2 protein-coding genes are annotated in these 22,977 nt (G+C 66.5%); both read right to left on the reverse strand.

Going from position 1 to position 22,977, the window contains the following annotated elements:
• Positions 1 to 5 precede the first annotated feature (5 nt).
• On the reverse strand, positions 6 to 16,415 hold the full coding sequence (locus ACVIJ6_RS06075) for a non-ribosomal peptide synthase/polyketide synthase (RefSeq protein ID WP_456771928.1): 16,410 nt from the start codon (positions 16,413 to 16,415) through the stop codon (positions 6 to 8).
• Positions 16,408 to 22,977: an amino acid adenylation domain-containing protein gene (locus tag ACVIJ6_RS06080; protein WP_456771929.1), complete on the reverse strand. Its 6,570-nt coding sequence runs from the start codon at positions 22,975 to 22,977 to the stop codon at positions 16,408 to 16,410. The genes ACVIJ6_RS06075 and ACVIJ6_RS06080 overlap by 8 nt, the downstream gene beginning before the upstream one ends.

The following is a 22,977-nucleotide window of genomic DNA, read 5'->3' on the forward strand; positions in this document are numbered from 1 at the left end:
TCACCTCATTCTGCCGGCTCGGATTGCAGCGCCTGTACCGGCTGCGCTGCACCGCTCGGATCGAGCCACGACCATACGGACGAGAGCAATCCGTCGTCGGCCAGGACCGCGAAGTGATCGTCACCGACCACACCAAGATCCACCGCTGCCGCCAGCCGCGCCTCCAGCAGGGCGCGCTGGTCCAGCCGCCCGGATGTCCACCAGCAGGCCGGTTCGGCGAGCAGAGCCGCAGGCCAGTCGGCCTCATAGGCGAGCCGCTCAAGATGCCGCCCCACCCTGAACGCCGCCGCGATGTCATCGATGCCAAGCAAGCGGTCGCGCGCTTGCGCGGGCGTCGTTGCAATCGCGCTCGCGATCAGGCGCCTGATCGCCTCGTCCGTTTCAGGCGCACCGGCATCACCGAGCGCCGTGGCCTGCGATCTGATCTCTGCCATTTGCGCACCGGGTACTGCCACGGACAGCAGCCCGAGCAGTTCGGCGGTCCAATGCCGTTCGGCGCGTCGCTCCGCGCGACGTTGCGGATCGGGAACGAAGCTGTCGATCAGCCCGAGGCTCGCGACCTCCTTGCCGCGGCGCTCGAGTTCAGCGGCGACCAGACATGCGATCAGTCCGCCAAGCGACCAGCCGATCAGATGATAAGGACCGCCGTCCTGGGCCTCCATGATCTCGTCGGCGTAGCTGGCGGCCATGACCGTCAGCGACTGGTCGGCGAAGGAGGCATCAATCAGGGTGCGACATTGCACCCCGATCAGTTGGCGACGCCGCTCCATGCGGCGCGCCAACAACGCATAGTCGAAGACGGTGCCGAATCCACCATGGAAGCAGAACGCAGGCGCGATGCCCGACACCGGCGCATTCAACGGCAGCAGAGCCGACGGCCGCTCGGGCGGGCTTGCGGGCGCGCCGAGCAAGGCACGGATCGTCGGCTTCTGCAGGAGATCGCGCAGCTTGATGTCGCCGCCGAGGATCGGCTCGCGACGAAGCCGTGCGATCACCTTCAGGCTCAGGATCGAATTGCCGCCGAGTTCGAAGAAATTGTCGGTGACACCGACCTGCGGTACACCGAGAACATCGGCCCATAGCCGGGCCATGGCGATCTCGGCCGGGCTTTCGGGCGCGATGAACGTGCGGGCGGCCGCGGCATCAGGCGCCGGCAACGCCTTGCGATCGACCTTGCCGCTCGACAGCGTCGGCAGATGATCGAGCACGATGATTCGCGCCGGCAACATGTAGGCCGGCAGGCTCCGGCGCAGTGATGCGGCGATATCTGCTGACAGCCGCTCGGCTGCGGCGCCAACGGCATGGCTCGTATCTCTCGGCGCCACATAGGCGATGAGCTGGTTGCCTGCGACGCCGGGCACGGCGAGCATGGCCGCCTGCGCGACCGCCTGCTCCGACAACAGAGCCGACTGGATTTCGCCCAGCTCGATACGGAAGCCGCTGACCTTGACCTGGTCATCGCCGCGCCCGAGATATTCGATCACGCCGTCGGCGTCCCAGCGCGCCAGATCACCGGTGCGATACAGGCGTGCGCCAGGAGCGGACGAGAATGGATCCGGGAGGAAGCGTTCGGCAGTCAGGCCGGGCTTGGCGTGATAGCCTCGCGCGAGTCCGACGCCGCCGATATAAAGCTCTCCTGCTGCGCCGGCTGGAACAAGGTTGAGCTGACCGTCGAGAATGTAGGCCGTGCGGCTACCGGCGGGAACGCCGATCGGCGCATAGGCCTTGTCGCAATCGGCCGTGCCGTCGACCTTCCACACCAGCGGCGTCACCACCGTCTCAGTCGGCCCGTAGCCGTTGATCAGGATCTGCGGCTTCAGCGTTCGCTTCACCTTGTCGAAGCCCGCCTTCGGCATGGCCTCGCCGCCGAACGAATACAGCCGCACCGGCGGCGGATTGCCGGTCTGCTCGACCCAATCGGCGACCTGCTGCAGATAGGCCGGCGGCAGACCGACATGCGTGACGCCATGTGCACGTGCCGTCTCGACCGTCTGTTCCGGCGTCCACAACTCCGCATCGCGCATGACGAGCCGCGCGCCATGTGACAGCACCGTGAGCCACCGCTCATGTGCGCCATCGAAGGCGAGCGAGAGGAAGTGCAGCTCGCAGGATTGCGGGTCGATCTCGTAGAGCGAGGCGGTCGCGCGACAATGCATAGCCAGGGGTCCATGCGCGACCGCGACACCCTTCGGCCGTCCGGTCGAGCCGGAGGTGTAGATCACGTAGGCAACGTTCTCCGGATGCAGGCGCGGCTGCGGCGAATGATCCGGTCCCGCCTCGAAATCGAAGCTGCCAAGATCGACGCGCGTCACGTCGTTCGGCGCGGCCACGTCGCGCACGCCGGACAGCAGGAACAGAGCCCCACTGTCGCGCAGCACATAGGCGATCCGCTCGGCCGGCAGCTCCGGATCGAGCGGCACATAGGCGCCGCCCGCCTTCAGCACGGCCAGCAGCGCCAGCATCGTCGCCTCGGTGCGCTCGACCACGACGGCGACGCGCTGGTCCGGCGCGAGGCCGAGGGCGATCAGATGATGCGCCAACCGGTTGGCGCGGCGCTCGAGCGCGCCGTAGGACAGGCTGTTGCCGCCGATCGTCAGCGCCCTGCGCTCGGGATCGAACAGCGCATGCCTGCTGATCGCCTCATGCACGAGCGGAGCCGATGCAACGGACATGGCATGCGCGTTGCTGGCGCCCGCGTAAGCCAGATCCTGGCTGGTGGCCGTATCCAGTGCGCCAAGCAGCACCGCGGAGTCGCGCGTCAGCGCCGCGAGCAGATGCTCGAACTGCGCCCTGATCCGTTCCGCCTGCTCAGAGGTGAAATGGCTCGGCATGTACGTGAATTCGACCTGCAGCGTGTCGTCGACCATGACGGACAGGTCCATCGGATAGTTGGTCACATCGACATTGCGCAGGCCTGCAAATCGAAGCGAGCCATCCCCGACCAGGCCGCGGTCGACCGGATAGTTCTCGAACACGATGATGCTGTCGAACATCGGCTCGCCGGCGCGGCCTGCCCAGCCCTGGATGTCGTAGAGCGGCGTCTGCTCATGATTGCGGATGGCAGCATTACGGCTCTGCATCGCGCGCAGCCAGTCGCCAATGGTGGAGGCCAGCGGCGGCGTCTCGATCATCGGCAGCGTATTGATGAAGAGGCCGATCATCTGCTCGACGCCCTCGAGATCTGCAGGCCGGCCGGCGACCGTGACGCCGAAGGTGACGGTCTGCTGACCAGTATAGCGCTGCAGCAGCAGCGCCCAGACGCCCTGGATCAACGTGTTCAGCGTGACGCGCTCGCGGCGGGCAAACGCCTTCAGGGCCGCGGTCGCGCTGTCATCGAGCCGCGAGTAGCAGCGAAGGTGCCCGTGCGCTTGGTGCCGGTGCCCGCCGAACGCGTCAGCCAGTTGCGTCGGCTCATCGAACGCAACCAGCTGTCCGCGCCAGAAGCGCTCGGCTTTCCCGGTGTCCTGGGCCACGAGCCAGGCGATGTAGTCACGAAAGTGCGCCGGGCTAGGCGCGAGCTGTCGTCCGGCATAAGTCTCCAGGACTTCGCCGAGGAAACGCGCCGAGCTCCAGCCGTCCATCAGGATATGGTGATAGGTCCAGATCAGGCGGTGACAATGATCCTCGACCTGCAGCAGACGCACGCGCTGCAAAGGCGGCCTCGCCAGGTCGAACTCCGCATCCCGCTCACCGGCCAGTGCCGCCGACAGCTTGGCCTCGTCGATCACCTCCCCGCGCCAGTCTTCGATCTCGAACGGCACCACCGTGTGCCGATAGACGGCCTGCAGCGGCGAGCCGGACTGCTCGCGCCAGAGGAAGCCCGTCCTCAGCATCGGATGCCGCGCGGAGACCTGCTGCCAGGCCGAGCGGAGGCGGTCAGCATCCAGCCCGCGGATCTCGACGCTGATCTGGTTGACATAGACGCCGCTGCCGGCGTCGCGCAGACTGTGGAACAGCATGCCCTGCTGCATCGGCGACAGCGGATAGAAGTCCTCGATGCGATCCCCGTCGAGCCCGAGCCGCGCGAGCTCGTCATCCGCGAGGCCCGCCAGCGCACCGCGTGTCACGGCCCCCGCCGGCTGATCCTGCTGCGCCGCGCGAGAGACCTGCGCAAGCAGCTCGATGGTCTGGTGCCGGAAGACGTCTCTCGGCTCGATGACAAGGCCAGCCCAACGCGCACGGCTGACCACCTGCAGCGAGATGATGGAGTCGCCGCCGAGCTCGAAGAAATTATCGGTGACGCCGACATCGTCCTGATGCAGCAGATCGGCCCAGATCGCGGCGAGCGCCGCTTCGGTCGGATTGCGCGGCGCGATGCGCGCTCGCTCGGACGGCCGTCCATCCGGCTGCGGCAGCGCCTTGCGGTCGATCTTGCCGTTCGGCGTCAGCGGAAGCTGCGGCAGCACCATCACACGCGACGGCACCATGTAGTCCGGCAGCACCGGGACCAGTGCGGCGCGCAAGCCCGCGCCGTCGAGTGCATCCTCGCCGCTGACATAGCCGACCAGCAGCCGGCTTCCGCCCAACTCCTGCGCCACCACCACGCTGTCGCGCACCCCGGCCTGCTCGCGCAGCCGCGCCTCGATCTCGCCGAGCTCAATGCGATGGCCGCGGATCTTGACCTGATGATCGGCGCGGCCGACATGCTCCAGCACACGGTCCGCGCGCCAGCGCGCGAGATCCCCGGTCCGGTACAGCCGTGCGCCATCTGCGCCGAACGGATCGGGGATGAAACGCTCCGCGCTCAGCGACGCACGCTTCCAGTAGCCGCGGGCGAGACCGTCGCCGCCGATGAAGAGCTCGCCGACAACGCCGACCGGCGCGAGATTGAGATGGCCGTCCAGCACATGCAACGTCGTATTGCCGATCGGACCACCGAGCACCGGCTGCGGATCGGCCGCATCGAGCCGATGGCGCGCCGACCATACCGTGGTCTCGGTCGGACCATACAGGTTCCAGACCTCGCCGCTCAGCGCCGTCAACCGCCGCGCCAGATCCGGCGCCAGCGCCTCGCCGCCGCTCAGGACACGGCAATCTCCGGGCAGCCAGTCCGTTGTCTCATCATGATCGAGCAGCATGCGCCAGCTCGAGGGCGTCGCCTGGATCGTCGTGACGCCGTGCCGCGCCACCATCGCCTTCAGCACCGCGGGATCATGCGCCGCAGTGCGATCGGCCAGCACCACCTGTGCGCCATGCGTCAGCGGCAGCCACAGCTCCAGCACCGCGATGTCGAACGACAGCGAGGTCAATCCGAGCACGCGATCGTCACGCGCAATGCCCGGCTGCTCGGCCATGGTCGCCAGGAAGTTCGTCACCGCGCCATGGCGCACCATCACGCCCTTCGGCTGACCGGTCGAGCCCGACGTATAGATGACGTAGGCCAGGCTTTCTGGATGGATCTCGATATCAAGATTGGCATCGTCGCTGTCGCCCGCCTCCGCATCGAGCAGCCAGGCCTCGGCTCCGCTCGTCCTCAGCGCCGGCGCGAACCGATCCACCAGCGCCGTCTGCGTCAGCAGGAGTTTCGCCCCGCTGTCGCTGAGCATGTGGGCCAGCCGCTCGGCCGGGTAGTCCGGATCGAGCGGCAGATAGGCCCCGCCGGTCTTGAGCACCGCGAGCAGCGCCACCATCATCGTGATGCCCCGCTCCAGCGCCAGCCCGACGACGACGTCCGCCCCGATCCCTCGCGCTCTGAGCCGGGATGCCAGCCCGTTTGCCCGCCCGTTCAGCTCGCCATAGCTGATCGTCTCCTCGCCCTGGACCACCGCGATCGCGTCGGGCGAACGCGCGGCATGGGATTCGAACTGGGCAACGAGACTGGCGAACGCTGTTGCACGCGCTGTATCATTGGCGCGCGTGAGCATGGCGAGCTCGTCCGCATCGTCAGCAACGAGGCTGGCGACGGTCTGTCCGGCATCGCGACTGATCGCAGCAAGCAGCTCAACGAACGCCACCTGGAGGCGCCGGATGTGGTTTTCGTCGAAATGCTGCCGCTGAAAATTGAATACGAGCCGCAGCTGACCGTCGAGGCCCACGCTGACGAACAAGGGATAGTTGCTGGTCTCCAGGATCTGCGTCCGGCTCGCACTGAGTTGGCCGTGCTTCGTCCGCAAGACCTGATCGACCGGATAGTTCTCAAACACCAAGATGTTGTCGAATAGCGGCCGCCCGGCCCGGCCGGCCAGCCGCTGGATATCGGCGAGCGGCATCCAGCCGTGCTCGCGCAAAGCGAGATTGCGCTCTTGCAGCTCCCGCAGCCAGGCACCGACTTTCTGCTGCGGATGGGCATGATCGACGACCGGCAGAGTGTTGATGAAGAGGCCGATCATCTCCTCGGCCCCGGCGAGGCCGGCGGGCCGGTCGGACACAGTCACGCCGAAGCACACGGTGTCCTGGCCGGTATGCCGCCGCAGCAACTGCGCCCACGCGGCCTGAACGACCGTGTTGAGGGTCACCCGCTCGCGGGTCGCAAACTGTTGCAGGCTCGCGCTGAGATCCGGGTCGACCGCCATGGAGAGAGAGCCGTGGCCTGCGATGTCCTGGACACCGGCGGGTGACAGGAGGCCCAGTTCGTCGAGCTCCGCCAGGGCGCCGCGCCAGAACGCGGAAGCCGCATCGTGATCCCTCGCCTGCAGCCAGGCGATGTAGTCGCGATAGCGCAGCGTCTGTGGCGGTAAAGAGCCCTGCTCCAGCAGCTGCATCACCTCGGCCATGAACCGCGCCGAGCTCCAGCCATCCATCAGGATGTGGTGGTGAGTCCAGATCAGCCAATGGCGCTCGTCGTCGAGCCTGATCAGGCTGAGGCGCTGCAACGGCGGGCGCGACAGATCGAAGCCGTCCGCACGTTCGCGCTGCGCGATCGCGCTCAGCGCGTCGTCCAACGCTGCAGGCGCCAGCGCAGCGGCGCGCCCGCGCCAGTCTTCCTCGACGAATCGCATCTCGGCACGGCGATAGACGACCTGCTGCGGCGATCCGGACAGCTCCCGCCATAGAAATCCAGTGCGCAGCACGTCATGGCGATCGGTGACCGCCTGCCAGGCGGCGCGCAGCCTCTCTGGATCCAGGCCGTGGATTTCGGCCGTCAGCTGGTTGACGTAGAGCCCCGTGCCATCGTCATGCAGCGCGTGAAACAGCATGCCCTGCTGCATCGGTGACAGTGGGTAGATGTCCTCGACCTTGCGCCAATCCAAGGCGAGCGCATCGAGCTCGGCCTGGCTCAGCTCCGAGAGCGGCACATCGGACGGCGTCAGACCACGGACGTCGGTCGCGCAGTGGTCGAGCAACTCCTTCAGCGCGGCCTTGAAGCAATCCGCCAGACCGTGGACCGTCGTGGGACGATAGCGCTTCCGGCTGAAGCCGAACGACACGTGCAGCAGGCCGCCCTGCACACGGGCATTGATGGCGAGGCGGTGCCGCAATGGGCTCGATGCGGCGCGTGCGGGGCCGGCGCTTTCCGGCGCGATGGTGAACAACGCCTCATCGCCGGCACCACCGTCCACCTGGCCCAGATAGTTGAATGCGATCTGCGGCTCGGGACCACCGGCCAATGCGTTGCGCTGCGCATCGGAGCCAAGATGGCGCAGGAGGCCATAGCCGAGACCCCGATGCGGCACGGCGCGCAGCATCTCCTTGGTCGTCTTGATCAGCGACGCCGGATCCTCCTGTCCTCCGGCCAGCTGCACGGGAAAGACGGTCGTCAACCAGCCGATCGTGCGCGAAAGGTCGAGGCCAGCGGCGATGTCCTCGCGACCATGGCCTTCGAGTTCGATCAGGACGTTGTGACGGCCGGACCACTGCCACACCGCGCGCGCCAGGGCCGCCAGCAAGATGTCATTGACTTGAGTCCGGTAGGCCACATGGGCCGGCCCGAGCAGACGCGTGGTCAGATCGACCTCGAAAGCCAAGGTGACTTCGTGGGCATCGGCAACGGTATCGCGATCGTCGGGCGTCTTGTCGCACGGAATGTCGTCCGTCGACCTTGCTCGCGTCCAATATTCCAGCTCTGCCGCGAGCTCGCCCGAGGCGGCATGCGCGTGCAGCGCCGCCCCCCATTGCGCATAGGCATGAGTCTTCGGCGGCAGCACTACGCCCTGCTCTCCGCGGGCGAGCTGCTCATAGGCCGCCGCCAGATCCTCCAGCAGCACGCGCCACGACACGCCATCGATGACGAGGTGATGGATCGCGATCAGCAGCCGCTGCTCGTCCCCCGGCAGATCCATCCCGACGACGCGGATGAGAGGACCTTTTGTGAGCGAGAGGCTCACCTGCACCTGGGCGGCGAGCGCGGTCACCGCGTCCGCATCGGCGACCTCGCATGTCCGAAACAGTTCGGCACGCGCAGGCGATGCATCATGCTCCGCGCGCCAGATGCCGGCGACACATTCGAAGCGCAGCCTCAGCGCGTCATGGTGGGCGACGACGGAAGCGACGGCGCGGCCAAGCGTATCCCATTCCAGCCGCTGGCGCGGCCGCAACAGCACGGCCTGATTCCAGTGGTCCGGAGCTTCCAGTCTCTGCTCGAAGAACCTGAGCTGAATCGGCAGCAGCGGATGCGGACCGGCAATCAGGCCTTGCTCGGCATGCGTCACGGGTTGCAGCTCGATCCGGGCTTCGCGCGCAAGAGCCTCGAGGGTCTGATGCTTGAAGACATCGCGCGGCTCGATCGCAAGGCCGGCGCGGCGCGCGCGGCTGACCATCTGCAGCGAGATGATGGAGTCACCGCCGAGCTCGAAGAAATTGTCGGTGACCCCGACATTCGGCTGGCGCAAGAGCTCCGCCCAAATCGCGGCGAGCGCGACTTCGTTTGGCGTTCGGGGCCGGATGCGCCCTGCCGCATCCCCCACCTCCGGCGCCGGCAACGCAAGACGATCGACCTTGCCACTCACCATCAGCGGCAGACGATCGAGAACGATGATGCGCGACGGCACCATGTAGTCCGGCAGCTCCGCCGCCAGGGCCTCGCAGAGCGCCGCGCCATTCAACGCGCCGTCGCCGCTCACATAGCCGACCAGCTGGTGTCCTGCGCCGAACTCGCGCGCGATCACGGCGGCGGCGCTGACCACAGGCTGCTGCAGCAAACGAGCCTCGATTTCGCCGAGCTCGATGCGGAAGCCGCGGACCTTCACCTGATGGTCAGCCCGGCCGACATAGTCGATGGTGCCATCACCGCGCCAGCGTGCCAGGTCGCCGCTGCGGTACAGCCGTGCGCCGGGCGATCCGAACGGATCGGCGATGAACCGCTCCGCGGTCAGCGCCGGACGACCGAGATAGCCGCGTGCCAGCCCCGTGCCGCCAATGTAGAGCTCGCCAGTCACTCCCTCATCGACAAGGTTGAGGTCGGCATCGAGGATGCGCAACACGGTTCCCGGAATGGGATGTCCGATCGGCACGCTGCGTCCGCTCTGCCTCCGGCAATTCCAGAACGAGGCATTGATGAGGGTCTCGGTCGGTCCATAGCGATTGTCGAAACGGACTGACGGATACACGGCATGAACCTGATCGATCAGCTGGACCGGCAGCGCCTCGCCGCCGGAGAACAGCCGCTTCAGCCTCGTGCACCGCGCCGCTCCCGGCTCGGCGATGAATTGCGCCAACATCTGTGGGACGAAGTGCAGCGTGGTCACGCCGTGGGTTGTTATCGCGTCGATCAATCTCTTCGGCTCACGGTGTGCGCCCGGAGGCGCGATCGCCAATCGCGCGCCGACCGTCAGCGGCCACATTATCTCCCAGACCGAGACGTCGAAGCTGAACGGCGTCTTCTGCAGCAGCGTTTCGCCGGGCGCGAGCGCATATTCGGCCTGCATCCAGGCCAGTCTTGCGGCCAGTGCCCCGCGCGTACAGGCGACGCCCTTGGGGATGCCGGTCGAGCCCGACGTATAGATCACATAGGCAAGACCTTCGGCATGCATGGACAGCGAGAGGTTCGAGCTATCGATGTCAGCCAGCGGATCGCGGTCCGCGGCGCCGATCACGACCACCTCGACGTTCCCCGCGACACTCGTCGCGCTGAAGCGGTCCTGCAGACCGGACATGGTCAGGACGATCTTCGCGCCGCTGTCGCGCAGCATGGCCGCGAGGCGCTGATCGGGATAGTCAGGATCGAGTGGCAGATAGGCTGCTCCGGCCTTCAGTACCGCGAGCACGGCGACAATCATGTCGATGCTGCGCTCGAATGCGAGCCCGACCGGAGCATCCTGAGCGACACCACGTGCCCGAAGCTGCCGCGCCAGGCGATTTGCGCGCGCGTTCAGTTCGGCATAACTCATCCGCGCGTCGTCCGTGACCAGCGCGATGGCAGCCGGACGCGCCGCAGCGCGTCGCTCGAATTGCGCCACGACGTCCAGAGTCTCGGCGCCGACCGTCTGCGCGACAGAACCGGTGCTCCAACCGAGGACGCGCCGCACGTCGGTGTCATCCACGCCATGCAATCCGGCCAGCGGACGGTCGCCAGCGTCGGCCATGCGCGCCAGCAGATGGGCAAACGCCGCTTGCATCCGCTCGATCTGCGTACGATCGAACCGGCTGCGATCATAGCGAAAACCCAGCTTGATGCCGGACCGCGCAACAAACACGGCAATTGTCAGCGGATAGTTCGTGATCGAGATCTGCTCGGCGCCGCTGGCGCGCGGACCGTCTCCCGGCTGGTCGCGCAGGGCTTCGTCGACCGGATAGTTCTCGACGACGAAGATGGTATCGAACAGCGGACGACCGGCATGGCCGGCGAGCCGCTGAATCTCGTAGAGCGGCATCCAGCCGTGCTCGCGCAACTCCACGTTCGCGGCCTGCAGGCCACGCAGCCAATCGCCAACCAGCATCTGCGGGCTGGTGCTGTCGAGCACCGGCACCGTGTTGATGAACAGCCCGACGATCTCCTCCACGCCGGCGATCTCAGGCGGCCGTCCCGAGATCGTCGCACCGAAGCTGATGGTGCTTCGGCCCGTCATCCGCCGCAATAGCTGGGCCCACGCGCCTTGCAGGACCGTGTTCAAGGTCACCCGCTCGCGACGCGCCACGGCGTGCAGCCGTTCGGTTTGCGTCGCGTCGATGACGAGGTCGATGGAGGCATGACCGCCAGCGAGATCTGCGGGTCCGCCTAGCGCATCGGCCAGCAGACTCGGCTCTTCCAGCGGTGCGAGCCATTGCGACCAGAATGCGCCTGACGCGTCCCGGTCCTGGCGCGTCAGCCACGCGATATAGTCGCGGTATCGGCCCGCGACCGCAGAAAGCCCTGCTCCACGGACATGCTGCATGATCTCGGCGATCAGCCGTGCCGCGCTCCAGCCATCGAGCAGGATGTGGTGATGCGTCCAGATCAGCCGGTGCGCGCCGTCGCCGAGCGCAATGAGACGGACCCGCTGCAGCGGCGACCGCGACAGGTCGAAACCGGCCTGCCGTTCCGCCTGCGCGACGGCAGCCAGTGCGCTGTCGCGCGCGGCGCCATCCATCGCCGCGATACGGTCGCGCCAATCCTCAACGACAAACGGCACCGTCTTCTGTCGATAGACGATCTGCTGCGGCGGGCCGGACAATTCGCGCCAGGCGAAGGCGGTCCGCAACACCGCGTGGCGGGCGGTCACGGCCTGCCAGGCGGCCTGCAGCCTTGATGCATCGACACCGCTGATGTCGACCGCAATCTGGCTGACATAGCTGCCGCTGTCGGCGTCACGCAGCGCGTGGAACAGCATGCCCTGCTGCATCGGCGACAGCGGATAGATGTCCTCGATCTCGCGCCGGTCGTGCGCGCCTCCGAGCAGGTCGAGCTCCGGCTGACTGAGACGCGCCAAGGGAACATCCGATGGCGTGATGCCGTGTACGCCGCTGGTGCAATGCGCGACGACCTCGCGCAGCGCATCGACATATTGATTGGCAAGTCGTTCGATGGTGGCGCGGCGATAGCGCCTGCGCCCGAAGCTGAATGTGAGCCGCAGCTCGCGGTCCAGTACCTGGCCGTTGATGCTGATCCAGCGGCCGAGCGGCGCGCTGGCGCTGCGCGATGGTCCGGCACTTTCCGGTGCAATGCCGAACGCTCTGTCGGGACCGAGACTCGCGCCGAACTGGCCGAGATAGTTGAAGACGATGCGCGGCTCCGCACTCTCCGCCAAGGCCGCGCTTTGTGCACGGGTGCCGCAATAGCGCAGAACGCCGTAGCCAAGCCCACGCGACGGAATGGCGCGCAGCTCCTCCTTGATCGACTTGATGAGCGTCGCATCATCGCTCGCGCAGCCCGACAGCCGGACGGGAAACGCGGTCGTGAACCAGCCGACCGTCCGCGACAGCTCGACCTCCTCGAAGATGTCTTCGCGACCGTGGCCCTCCAACTCGACGAGCACATCATCGAGCCCGCTCCAGCGTCCGACCGACCTGGCCAACGCGGCAAGCAGGAGATCATTCGCCTGCGTGCGGTAGGCCGCCGGAGCGTCCTTCAGCAGCTTCGCAGTCAGGTCCGCATCGAAGGCGACGACGACATCCTCGCCATCGGCGACCCGATCGATATCGTCATGGTCGTGGTCGCAGGGTAGATCGCACGCCAGAGCCCGCGTCCGCCAATAGGATAGCTGCCCGGCAAGCTCGACGGACGAGGCATATTCTTCGAGCCTCCTGCCCCAGGACGCAACCGATTGGCTCTTGGGCGGCAACACCATCGTCGTGGCGCCCCGCGCAGCCTGTTCATAGGCCGATGCGAGATCCTCCAGCAGAATGCGCCAGGACACGCCATCGACGACGAGATGATGCACGACGATCAGCAGCCGCTGGCTCCCGTCACTCACATCCATTCCGGCCACGCGGAGCAACGGCCCCTGCAAAGACAGGCTCGCCTGCGCGGTTGCGGCGAACGCCGCGATCTCGGCTGCATCCGCAACGTTACGTATCCAGAGCAGGTCGGCACCGGACGGCGCCTCGCCATAGGTGGCCTGCCACGCGCCATCGACTTCGGCGAACTGCATCCGCAAGGCTTCATGCTGTGCCATAACGGCTGCGACGGCCTGGGCGATCGCCCGCCAGTCCAATCGCGATGTCGGCATGAGCAGCACGGCCTGGTTCCAATGATGCCGCTCGCCGGCGTCCTCAGCAAAGAAGCGGCGCTGAATTGGCAGTAATGGTACCGGCTCTTGGTCGCGCTCGGTCGGGTGCACTCCAACATCAGCCGCGCGGTCGCTCCGTGCGACACGTGCCAGCTCCTGAAGCGTCTGATGCCGGAACAGGTCGCGCGGCTCGATCAACAGACCGCGTTGCCGTGCACGTCCGACCACCTGAAGCGAAATGATGGAGTCGCCGCCGAGCTCGAAATAATTGTCGGTCAACCCGACGCGCGCCTGCCCGAGCAGCTCGGACCAGATCGCCGCCAAGGTCAGCTCCGCCTCGGTCTGCGGAGCGACGTAGTCTGTCGCGACCGCGGGATGTGCGGGAAGCGGCAAGGCGTCCCGGTCGATCTTGCCGTGGGCCGTGAGCGGCATCTGCACCACGCAGATGATGCGCGTCGGGACCATATAGTCGGGCAGCTCCTCCAGCAGGGCCGCCCGCAATTTCCTCTCATCAAGAGTAGTCTCACCACAGACGTAGCCGATGAGCTGCTGGCGTCCGGCGATCTCGCGCGCGACAACCACGGCCACTTGTACGCCGCTCTGCTGCGCCAACCGCGCTTCGATCTCGCCGGGCTCGATACGAAAGCCACGAACTTTGAGCTGATGGTCGGAGCGCCCGAGATAGTCGATCACGCCATCGGCACGCCAGCGGGCCAGATCGCCGGTGCGATACAGCCTCGCGCCGGGCTCGCCATACGGATCGGGAATGAAGCGTTCTGCGGTGAGTCCCGGACGATTCCAATAGCCGGTCGCGAGCCCTTCGCCGCCGATGTGCAACTCGGCGGTGACCCCGACCGGCACGATGTTGAGATCGCCATCGAGCACATAGGCCGAGCGCCGTCCAACCGGGCGACCGATCGGAGCATAGGGGCAGTCGATCTCGGCCGCGGCGTCCGTCTTCCAGACAAGCGGGGTCACCACGGTTTCCGTTGGGCCATAGCCATTGATCAGCTTGCGCGGTTGCAGCGCGCGCCGGATCTTGTCGAAGCCGGACTTCGGCATCGCCTCTCCGCCGAACGAATACAGCGATACCGGCGGCGGATTGCCGCGCCACGCCGCGAAATCGGCGAGCTGTTGCAAATAGGCTGGCGGGAAGCCCGCATTCGTGACGTTCTGCGCGCGCATGACCTCCAGGGTCTGCTCGGCCGACCAGAGATCGGCGTCGCGCATCACCAGCGCAGCGCCACAGCTCAGCGCGGTCCAAAGCCGCTCATGGGCGCCATCGAATGTGAAGGAGAGGAAGTGCAACTCGCGCGACTGCCGGTCCATCTCATAGAGCTCGGCCGTGACCTCGCAATGCGAGGCAAACGGCCCATGGGCGACGGCCACGCCTTTCGGTACGCCGGTCGAACCTGACGTGTAGATCAGGTAGGCCAGACTCTGCGGATGGACGCCGATTGCTGGATCGGTCTCACTGCCCTCGCACCGGATTGCGCCGACATCGACGACGCTGACCCCTTCCATCCGCGACCATTCGCGCAGGCCGGCCGCCGCGACCAGCACGATGTTCGCGCCGATATCACGAATGGTCGCGGCTTGCCTCGCCAGCGGGTGATCCGGGTCGAGCGGCAGATAGGCCGCGCCGGCCTTCAACACTGCAATGAACGCTGCGACCAGTTCGGGTGAGCGCCGTACCGAGAGCCCGACGACGTCGCCAGGCCGAACGCCTTGCGCGATCAGGTGCCGGGCAATCGCGTTGGCACGAGCGTTGAGAACTCCATAGCTGATCGTCTCCGTTCCGAAGATCAGCGCGGGCGCGCCAGGTCGGTCCTCGGCATTCTTCTCGAACAGGCGGTGCACCGGGAGACACGGCTTCGCGGCAGGGACGCTCTGATTCCACCTGCTCACTGTCTCGCGTTCGAGCGCCGACCGGAAATCGATGGCCGCGATCGGGCGCGCGGGTTCATCCGCCATGATCTCCAGGATCGCACGCCAATGCGTCGCGAGCCGCTCGATCGTCGAGCGATCGAACAGCGCCGTCGCAAAGGAAAACAGCGCCGAAATGTCGCCCGATGGCAGCTCCTCGCTGTCGAGAGCGAGATCGAATTTGACGGTCTCGATCTCGGGCGCGATCGTCTCGATCTGCAGTTCGGCTGACGCGTAGGCCTCGGAATGGTCCCGGCGGCGCTGATGGTTGTAGAGCACCTGGAACAGCGGATTCTGGCTCAGGCTGCGCTGGGGCTGCAAGACGTCCAGCACACGCTCGAACGGAACGTCCTGGTTGTCCCGCGCGTCGAGCGTGGCATTGCGTACGGCAACGACGAAGTCAGCGATCGTGCATCGCGTGTCGATCTGCGTGCGCAGCACCTGCGTATCGACGAGCGGGCCGATCAGCTGCCGTGTCTCCGGTCGGTCCCGATTGGCGATCGGAACTCCGACACAGATATCGGACTGCCCGCTGTATCGATGGAGCAGCACTTTGAAGGCCGCCAACAGCACAACGAAGATCGTCGTCTGGTGTCGCTGCGCGAGCGCCCGGACGCGGCCGGCCAGGGGGGCGCCGAGCGCGAGATGCACGGCGTCGCCAGCCTGATCGGCCTCGGCCGCCCTCGCGCGATCAAACGGCAGCTGCAGCATCGCCGTATCGCGAAGACGGCCGGTCCAATAGCCGAGCTGCCGTTCGCCTTCCGCCGCGCCGACCCACAGCCGCTGCCAGGCCGCGAAGTCGGCGTAGTCGATATCGAGCGCAGGTAGCGAGCGGACCTCGTCTCGCGCCGCGCAGCGATAGAGTTGCCAGAACTCGTCGGTCAGCACCTGCAGAGACCAGCCGTCAGCCACAATATGATGCAGCGTCACGGTGAGGATGTGATCCTGTTCGCCGAGCGCCAGCAGGGCCGCACGCAGCAACGGACCCGCTTCGAGATCGAACGGCAAAGCGGCCTGTTCACGCCGCACCCGTGCGGCCTGCTGCTCGCGGTCATCGCCGCCAAAGATGATGCGGCGCAGTTCAACCGGCCGCGGCGGGCAGATGATCTGCTCGGGCTCGCCGCCGTCCTGTCGGAACACGGTGCGGAGCGCGGCGTGGCGGATCACCAGGTCATCGAGAGCCAGTTGCAGCGCATCGACATCGAGTCGACCCCGAAGACGGATCGAGAGAGGCATGTTATAGGCCTCGCTGCCTGGGTCCATCCGCCATAGGAACCAGAGGCGAGTTTGCACGAACGACAGCGGTGCCCGCTGCAATTGCTGCCGCGCGATTGGCAGGATCGACAGATCGATGCCCTTCGCAGCGAGCTGTGTCAGGAAGGCGCGCTGCTTCGCTGGGTCGAGCGATGCGAGGCGCTGCGCGATCTCACTGAGCTGCTGCTGCTGAAGTCCGGATTGATCATTCATCGGCGAGCTCGACTTCCTTGAGCAGATCGAACATGGCGGCGATGTCGTCGCCGCGTCTGTTCTCTGATGGATTGACGGCCAGCACGGACGCCATCCGCTCGATTGTCGTCAGCTCGAACAGCCGCTTCAGCGGCAGATCCTGTGCGAGATCGCGCTTGATGCGGCCGACGAGTTGAACCGCAACCAGCGAGTCGCCGCCGAGCTCGAAGAAATTATCGGTGACGCCGACATCGTCCTGATGCAGCAGATCGGCCCAGATCGCGGCGAGCGCCGCTTCGGTCGGATTGCGCGGCGCGATGCGCGCTCGCTCGGACGGCCGTCCATCCGGCTGCGGCAGCGCCTTGCGGTCGATCTTGCCGTTCGGCGTCAGCGGAAGCTGCGGCAGCACCATCACACGCGACGGCACCATGTAGTCCGGCAGCACCGGGACCAGTGCGGCGCGCAAGCCCGCGCCGTCGAGTGCATCCTCGCCGCTGACATAGCCGACCAGCAGCCGGCTTCCGCCCAACTCCTGCGCCACCACCACGCTGTCGCGCACCCCGGCCTGCTCGCGCAGCCGCGCCTCGATCTCGCCGAGCTCGATGCGATGGCCGCGGATCTTGACCTGATGATCGGCGCGGCCGACATGCTCCAGCACACGGTCCGCGCGCCAGCGCGCGAGATCCCCGGTCCGGTACAGCCGTGCGCCATCTGCGCCGAACGGATCGGGGATGAAACGCTCCGCGCTCAGCGACGCACGCTTCCAGTAGCCGCGGGCGAGACCGTCGCCGCCGATGAAGAGCTCGCCGACAACGCCGACCGGCGCGAGATTGAGATGGCCGTCCAGCACATGCAACGTCGTATTGCCGATCGGACCACCGAGCACCGGCTGCGGATCGGCCGCATCGAGCCGATGGCGCGCCGACCATACCGTGGTCTCGGTCGGACCATACAGGTTCCAGACCTCGCCGCTCAGCGCCGTCAACCGCCGCGCCAGATCCGGCGCCAGCGCCTCGCCGCCGCTCAGGACACGGCAATCTCCGGGCAGCCAGTCCGTTGTCTCATCATGATCGAGCAGCATGCGCCAGCTCGAGGGCGTCGCCTGGATCGTCGTGACGCCGTGCCGCGCCACCATCGCCTTCAGCACCGCGGGATCATGCGCCGCAGTGCGATCGGCCAGCACCACCTGTGCGCCATGCGTCAGCGGCAGCCACAGCTCCAGCACCGCGATGTCGAACGACAGCGAGGTCAATCCGAGCACGCGATCGTCACGCGCAATGCCCGGCTGCTCGGCCATGGTCGCCAGGAAGTTCGTCACCGCGCCACGGCGCACCATCACGCCCTTCGGCTGCCCGGTCGAGCCCGACGTATAGATGACGTAGGCCAGGCTTTCTGGATGGATCTCGATATCAAGATTGGCATCGTCGCCGTCGCCCGCCTCCGCATCGAGCAGCCAGGCCTCGGCTCGGCTCGTCCTCAGCGCCGGCGCGAACCGATCCACCAGCGCCGTCTGCGTCAGCAGGAGTTTCGCCCCGCTGTCGCTGAGCATGTGGGCCAGCCGCTCGGCCGGGTAGTCCGGATCGAGCGGCAGATAGGCCCCGCCGGTCTTGAGCACCGCGAGCAGCGCCACCATCATCGTGATGCCCCGCTCCAGCGCCAGCCCGACGACGACGTCCGCCCCGATCCCTCGCGCTCTGAGCCGGGATGCCAGCCCGTTTGCCCGCCCGTTCAGCTCGCCATAGCTGATCGTCTCCTCGCCATGAATCAGCGCGATTGCATCGGCCCTGCGTGCCGCCTGCGACTCGAATTGGCGGTGCACGCATGGCCAGTCCAGAGCCGTCGCCGTCGCATTCCGGACTTGGAGCAGTTGCGCACGGTCACCAGCCGGGATCACGTCCACCCGGCAAATCGGCATGTGCGGATCGGTTTCAAGCGCCGACACGAGTTGGTCGAGACACCGCTGCATCATCGCGCAGATCCGCTCCGGGGCGACCGCCGCGGCGGTTTGGGCCGTCAGGCGCAGGGCGTCGCCGTCGTCATCGACGGCAAGCATCAACGGATAGTTCGTGCGCTCCTCGGCGCCGAGCCATTCGACCGCATGCAACGGGCTGTCCGAGGCCGCTTCAGCCTCATGCTCCCGCTTCCGGCTATGGCGATAATTCAGGATCGCCGAGAACAGCGGTGCCGGCGGCGCGACGCCGCTGCATCGCTGCGCCATGGCCAATGACGCGTGTTCATGCATCGTCAGCTCTGCCAGGCGAGCATGTGCCACGCGCACGCTGTCCTCGATCGAGGTCTCGTCAAGATCGAGCCGCAGCGGCAGCGTGTTGATGAAAAGGCCCAGACTGCGATCGAGCCCGGCGCCGGTCTGCATGCGGCCGAACAGGACCGTGCCGAACACGATCTGCTCACGTCCGCAGCTCCGCGCAAGCACCTGCGCCCAGGCGAGGTGACACAGGCTTGCAAGGCTCACGCCGAGGCGCCGCGCCTGAGCACGGGCACGCGCATCCAACGCCGAGGGGATCGGCAGCTTCGCTTCGCGAACGCTGTCGCCATCGCTGCGCACATCCAACAGGCCGAACGGCGCGGTCGGCGCATCAATATCAGCCAGCATGCTGCGGAAGAAGCGCTGCTCGGCGTCCCGCCTCGCGGCATCGCGGCTCCGGGCCACGAGATTGCGGAACGGCATTGGAGCGGGCAGGAGATGCACACGGCCCGCCATCATGGCTTCAACCTCGCGATGAATAGCCTCCAAGGTCGAGTGATCGCCGATCATGTGGTGCAACAAAACCAGCACCAGCATTCGCTCGCCTGTTGGATCGCGGGCCACGGCAAACCTCAGCAGCGGCGCCTTGGACAGATCGATCCGGGACGATCTCGGATCGAACCGCTTGGCGAGTTCCCGATGCGCCGGGCCGTCACCGTCGAGCACGACCTCGGTGACCTCGACCTGCGCCTGCCGCCAGACCACCTGAACTGGAATGGACAGGCCGTCCCAAGCGACCGATGTACGCAGCACATCGTGCCGGTCGATCACCTGCTGAACGGCGGCAAGATAGCGATCGAGCAGATCGCGGCTCGGAAACGCCATCTGCGCGACGAGTACGTAAGGATCGCCCTCCGTCGCCAGCAGGTGATGAAACATGATGCCTTCCTGCAGCGGCGACAATGCGTAGATGTCCTGGATGTTGGCGACACCCCCAGGCACCTGATCGACCACCCGGTCGATCTCGGACTGGTTCAGCGCGATCAACGGCAGCATCTCCGGCGTGATCGCCGTCGTCCGGTCCGTGATCAGATTCTCAGGAATGGTCACCTCGTCGAGGCGATGCAGGCTCGCCGCGAGCTCGTGCAACACCGGCTTGACAAACACGGTCCGCGCATTCGTCGTGAAGCCACGGCGCTGCAGACGGTCCAGCAAGCGGACGATCAGCAGCGACTGACCGCCGAGCTCGAAGAAATGATCGTTCCGCCCGATGCGATCGATGCCGAGAAGCTCGCTCCAAATGGCCGCAAGCTCGAACTCGCGCTCTCCCTGCGGCGCTGCGTACGCGCGGCGCGAGAAAGCGCCGTCATCCGGGGCCGGCAACGCGTTGCGGTCGACCTTGCCGTTCGGCGTCAGCGGAAGCGCAGGCAGACACAGGATCGCCGACGGCACCATGTAGTCTGGCAGGCTGGCCTGCAATTGCGCCCGCAATTGCGCGCTCCAGGGGGCGATGGCGCTGACGTCCGCGGCCGGCACCACATAGGCGGTGAGCGTGGTGTCGCCAAGCGTCGTGCGTCTCGCCAGCACGGCGGAATCCCTTACGCCGTCGAGCGCTGCCAAGCGCGCCTCGATCTCACCCAGTTCAATGCGGAAGCCACGGATCTTGATCTGATGATCGTTGCGACCGAGGAACTCGATGCCGCCATCGGGGCGGTAGCGCCCGAGATCGCCGGTCCGGTACATCCGCGCATCGTCGCTCGACGCGAATGGGTCCGCGGCGAAGCGTTCCGCCGTGAGCTCAATTCGGTTGAGATAGCCGCGCGCAACCCCCGCTCCACCGATCCAGATCTCGCCCACGGCGCCACGCGGCACCGGCAGACCCAGATCACCGAGCAGATAGATGCGCGCATTGGCGATCGGTCTTCCGATCGGAACGATGCCATCGGCAAAGCCAGCGGGACGACGCCATGCGGTGGCGCAGACAGTGGCTTCGGTCGGCCCATAGGCATTGAACACGGCGACGCTCAGCGGCAACGCTGCGATGAGGTCCGCCTTCGGCAGCTCACCGGCGAGCACCAGGGTCTCCAGGACGGCCAGACGTTCCAGATCCGGCCGGCCCTGCAGCATCGCCGGCGGCAGCGTCGCATGCGTGATGCGATGATCCGCGAAATAGTCGAACAGCACCGAGGCGTCGCGGTGTGCGTCGCCGCCGATCAGATGCAACTCGGCACCCGAACACAGCGCCATGACGATGTCCCAGACGCTTGCATCGAAGCTGAAGGACGCGAATTGTACGACACGGCGGTCGCGCTTCATTTCGAAGAGCGCGATTTGCGCCAGCGCAAGATTCACCAGGCCGCGGTGTTCGATCATCACCCCCTTCGGCTTGCCCGTGGAGCCCGAGGTATAGATGACGTAGGCGAGATGGCGCGGCGTCAGGCCGGCAATCACGGGCGCGACGTCGGGCATGTCATGCCACTTCGGCGTATCTCTCCTCACGTCGATGACGGGGCATGCGACATCACCGAGCTTTCCGGCGCTGTCACCGTCGCACAACAGCAGCACAGGTTCGGCGTCGGCCAGGATCTCACGCAGCCGCTGTGACGGGTACACCGGGTCGAGCGGCAGATAGGCAGCCCCTGCCTTGAGAACGGCGAACAGGCTGACGATCGCGTCGATACCGCGCTGCTGACAGATTGCCACCAGGCGATCGGGAGCCGCGCCGTGCACGAGCAGATAACGAGCCAAGCGATTGGCCCTCGTATCGAGCTCGCGATAGGTCAATCGGACGCCGTCATGCACCAGCGCCACAGCGGCCGGCCATCGACGGACCTGGTCAGCAATCAGGTCATGGATGCAGCGTTCGGGCGGCGTGAACAAATCCGTCCGGTTCCAATGGTCGAGGAGCATTGACCGCTCCTCGCCGGACAGAAGATCGATCGCCGGCACCGACTGACCGACATCGGCGACCATGGCCCGCAGCGCCGCCATCAGATAGTTGCGGTGCCGCAGCGCGGTCTCCTCATCGAACAGTGCCGTCGCGTAGTTCAGCCGTCCGGAGATCCGGTCCGCCGTCTCGCTGAGATCGAGCTCGAGATCGAACTTGATCTGCCGCGGCTCCGCGGCGAGGCGCACGACATCGATGCCGGGGAGCGTGAGCTGGCCGACGTCGTTGCTCTGCCACGCGAACACGACCTGGAAGATCGGCGTATGATCCGGATTTCGCGGCGGCTGCAGCGCTTCGACAAGATGTTCGAAGGGCAGGTCCTGATGGTCTTGCGCCGCAAGCACTGCCTTCTTCACACGCTCGACCAGCTCCGCCACGCTCGGCGCCTCCGTCAGATCGAGGCGCACGGCCAGCATGTTGGCGAAGAAGCCGACCAGCCCCTCCAGCTGAGACATCGTCCGGTTTGCCGTAGGCGTGCCGACCACGAGATCATGCTGGCCGGCGAGCCGAGACAGCACGATGGCCCAGGCCGAGAGCACGATCACGAACGGTGTGGCGCCGAACATGCGGCCGAGCTGCCGAATCGCGATTGACAGCTCACCGTCGATCTCCACGGGCACCGCGGCGCCGCCGATTGATCTCGGCGCCGTTCGCGGACGATCCGTCGGCAGCGTCAGCACCGGCGGCGCCCCGGCCAGCGCGCCCGTCCAATGATCCAGCTGGCGCTTCAGCTTCTGTTGTGCCAGCGCCTTGCGCTGCCATGCGGCGAAGTCCGGGTATTGAAGCGCGAGCGGCGGCAGGGGATCGCCTTCGCCCGCCGCGAACGCCGTATACAGCGCCGAAAGCTCACGCACGATCACGCCCATCGACCAGCCGTCCGAGACGATGTGGTGCAGGCTGAGCAGCGCGGCATGCACGTGATCATCGAGGCGGATCAGATGACTGCGGATCAGCGGGCCGCAGGCAAGATCGAACGGCTCGCCCCGGCATTCTTCGAGCAGCTCGCGGAAGCGCTGTTCGCGATCCGGCCGGCCGCGGAGATCATGCAATGAGAGCGGCACCACCGTGTCCGGCGGCAGCAATTTGACTTGCGGCTCGCCATGCTCGGCGATGAAGATCGTGCGCAGCGCCTCATGGCGTCCGAGCAGGCAATCGAGACTGCGACGCCAGGCGGCGATATCAAGCTCTCCGTGCAGCTGCAACACGACATCCAGATGATAGTTCGTACTCACGCCATCAAGCTGCGAGACGAGCCACAATTGCTGCTGCGCAAAGGACAGCGGCAGTTTGCCCGCGCGATCGATGATCGGGATCGCACCGGGATGCCGCCTGCCAGCCTTGCGGCTTCGCTCCCTGGCGGCGAGCGCCAGGCGCTGCAGCGCCTCCGAATCGAGATCCGTCAGGTTGGGCTCGGCTGATTGTCGTTTCAT

Source organism: Bradyrhizobium sp. USDA 4369 (assembly GCF_054056435.1).

What these genes read in the sequence shown, in the direction of transcription:
- ACVIJ6_RS06075 (WP_456771928.1), bottom strand. Translation starts at nt 16,415, where the DNA reads ATGAATGATCAATCCGGACTTCAGCAGCAGCAGCTCAGTGAGATCGCG.
- ACVIJ6_RS06080 (WP_456771929.1), bottom strand. Translation starts at nt 22,977, where the DNA reads ATGAAACGACAATCAGCCGAGCCCAACCTGACGGATCTCGATTCGGAG.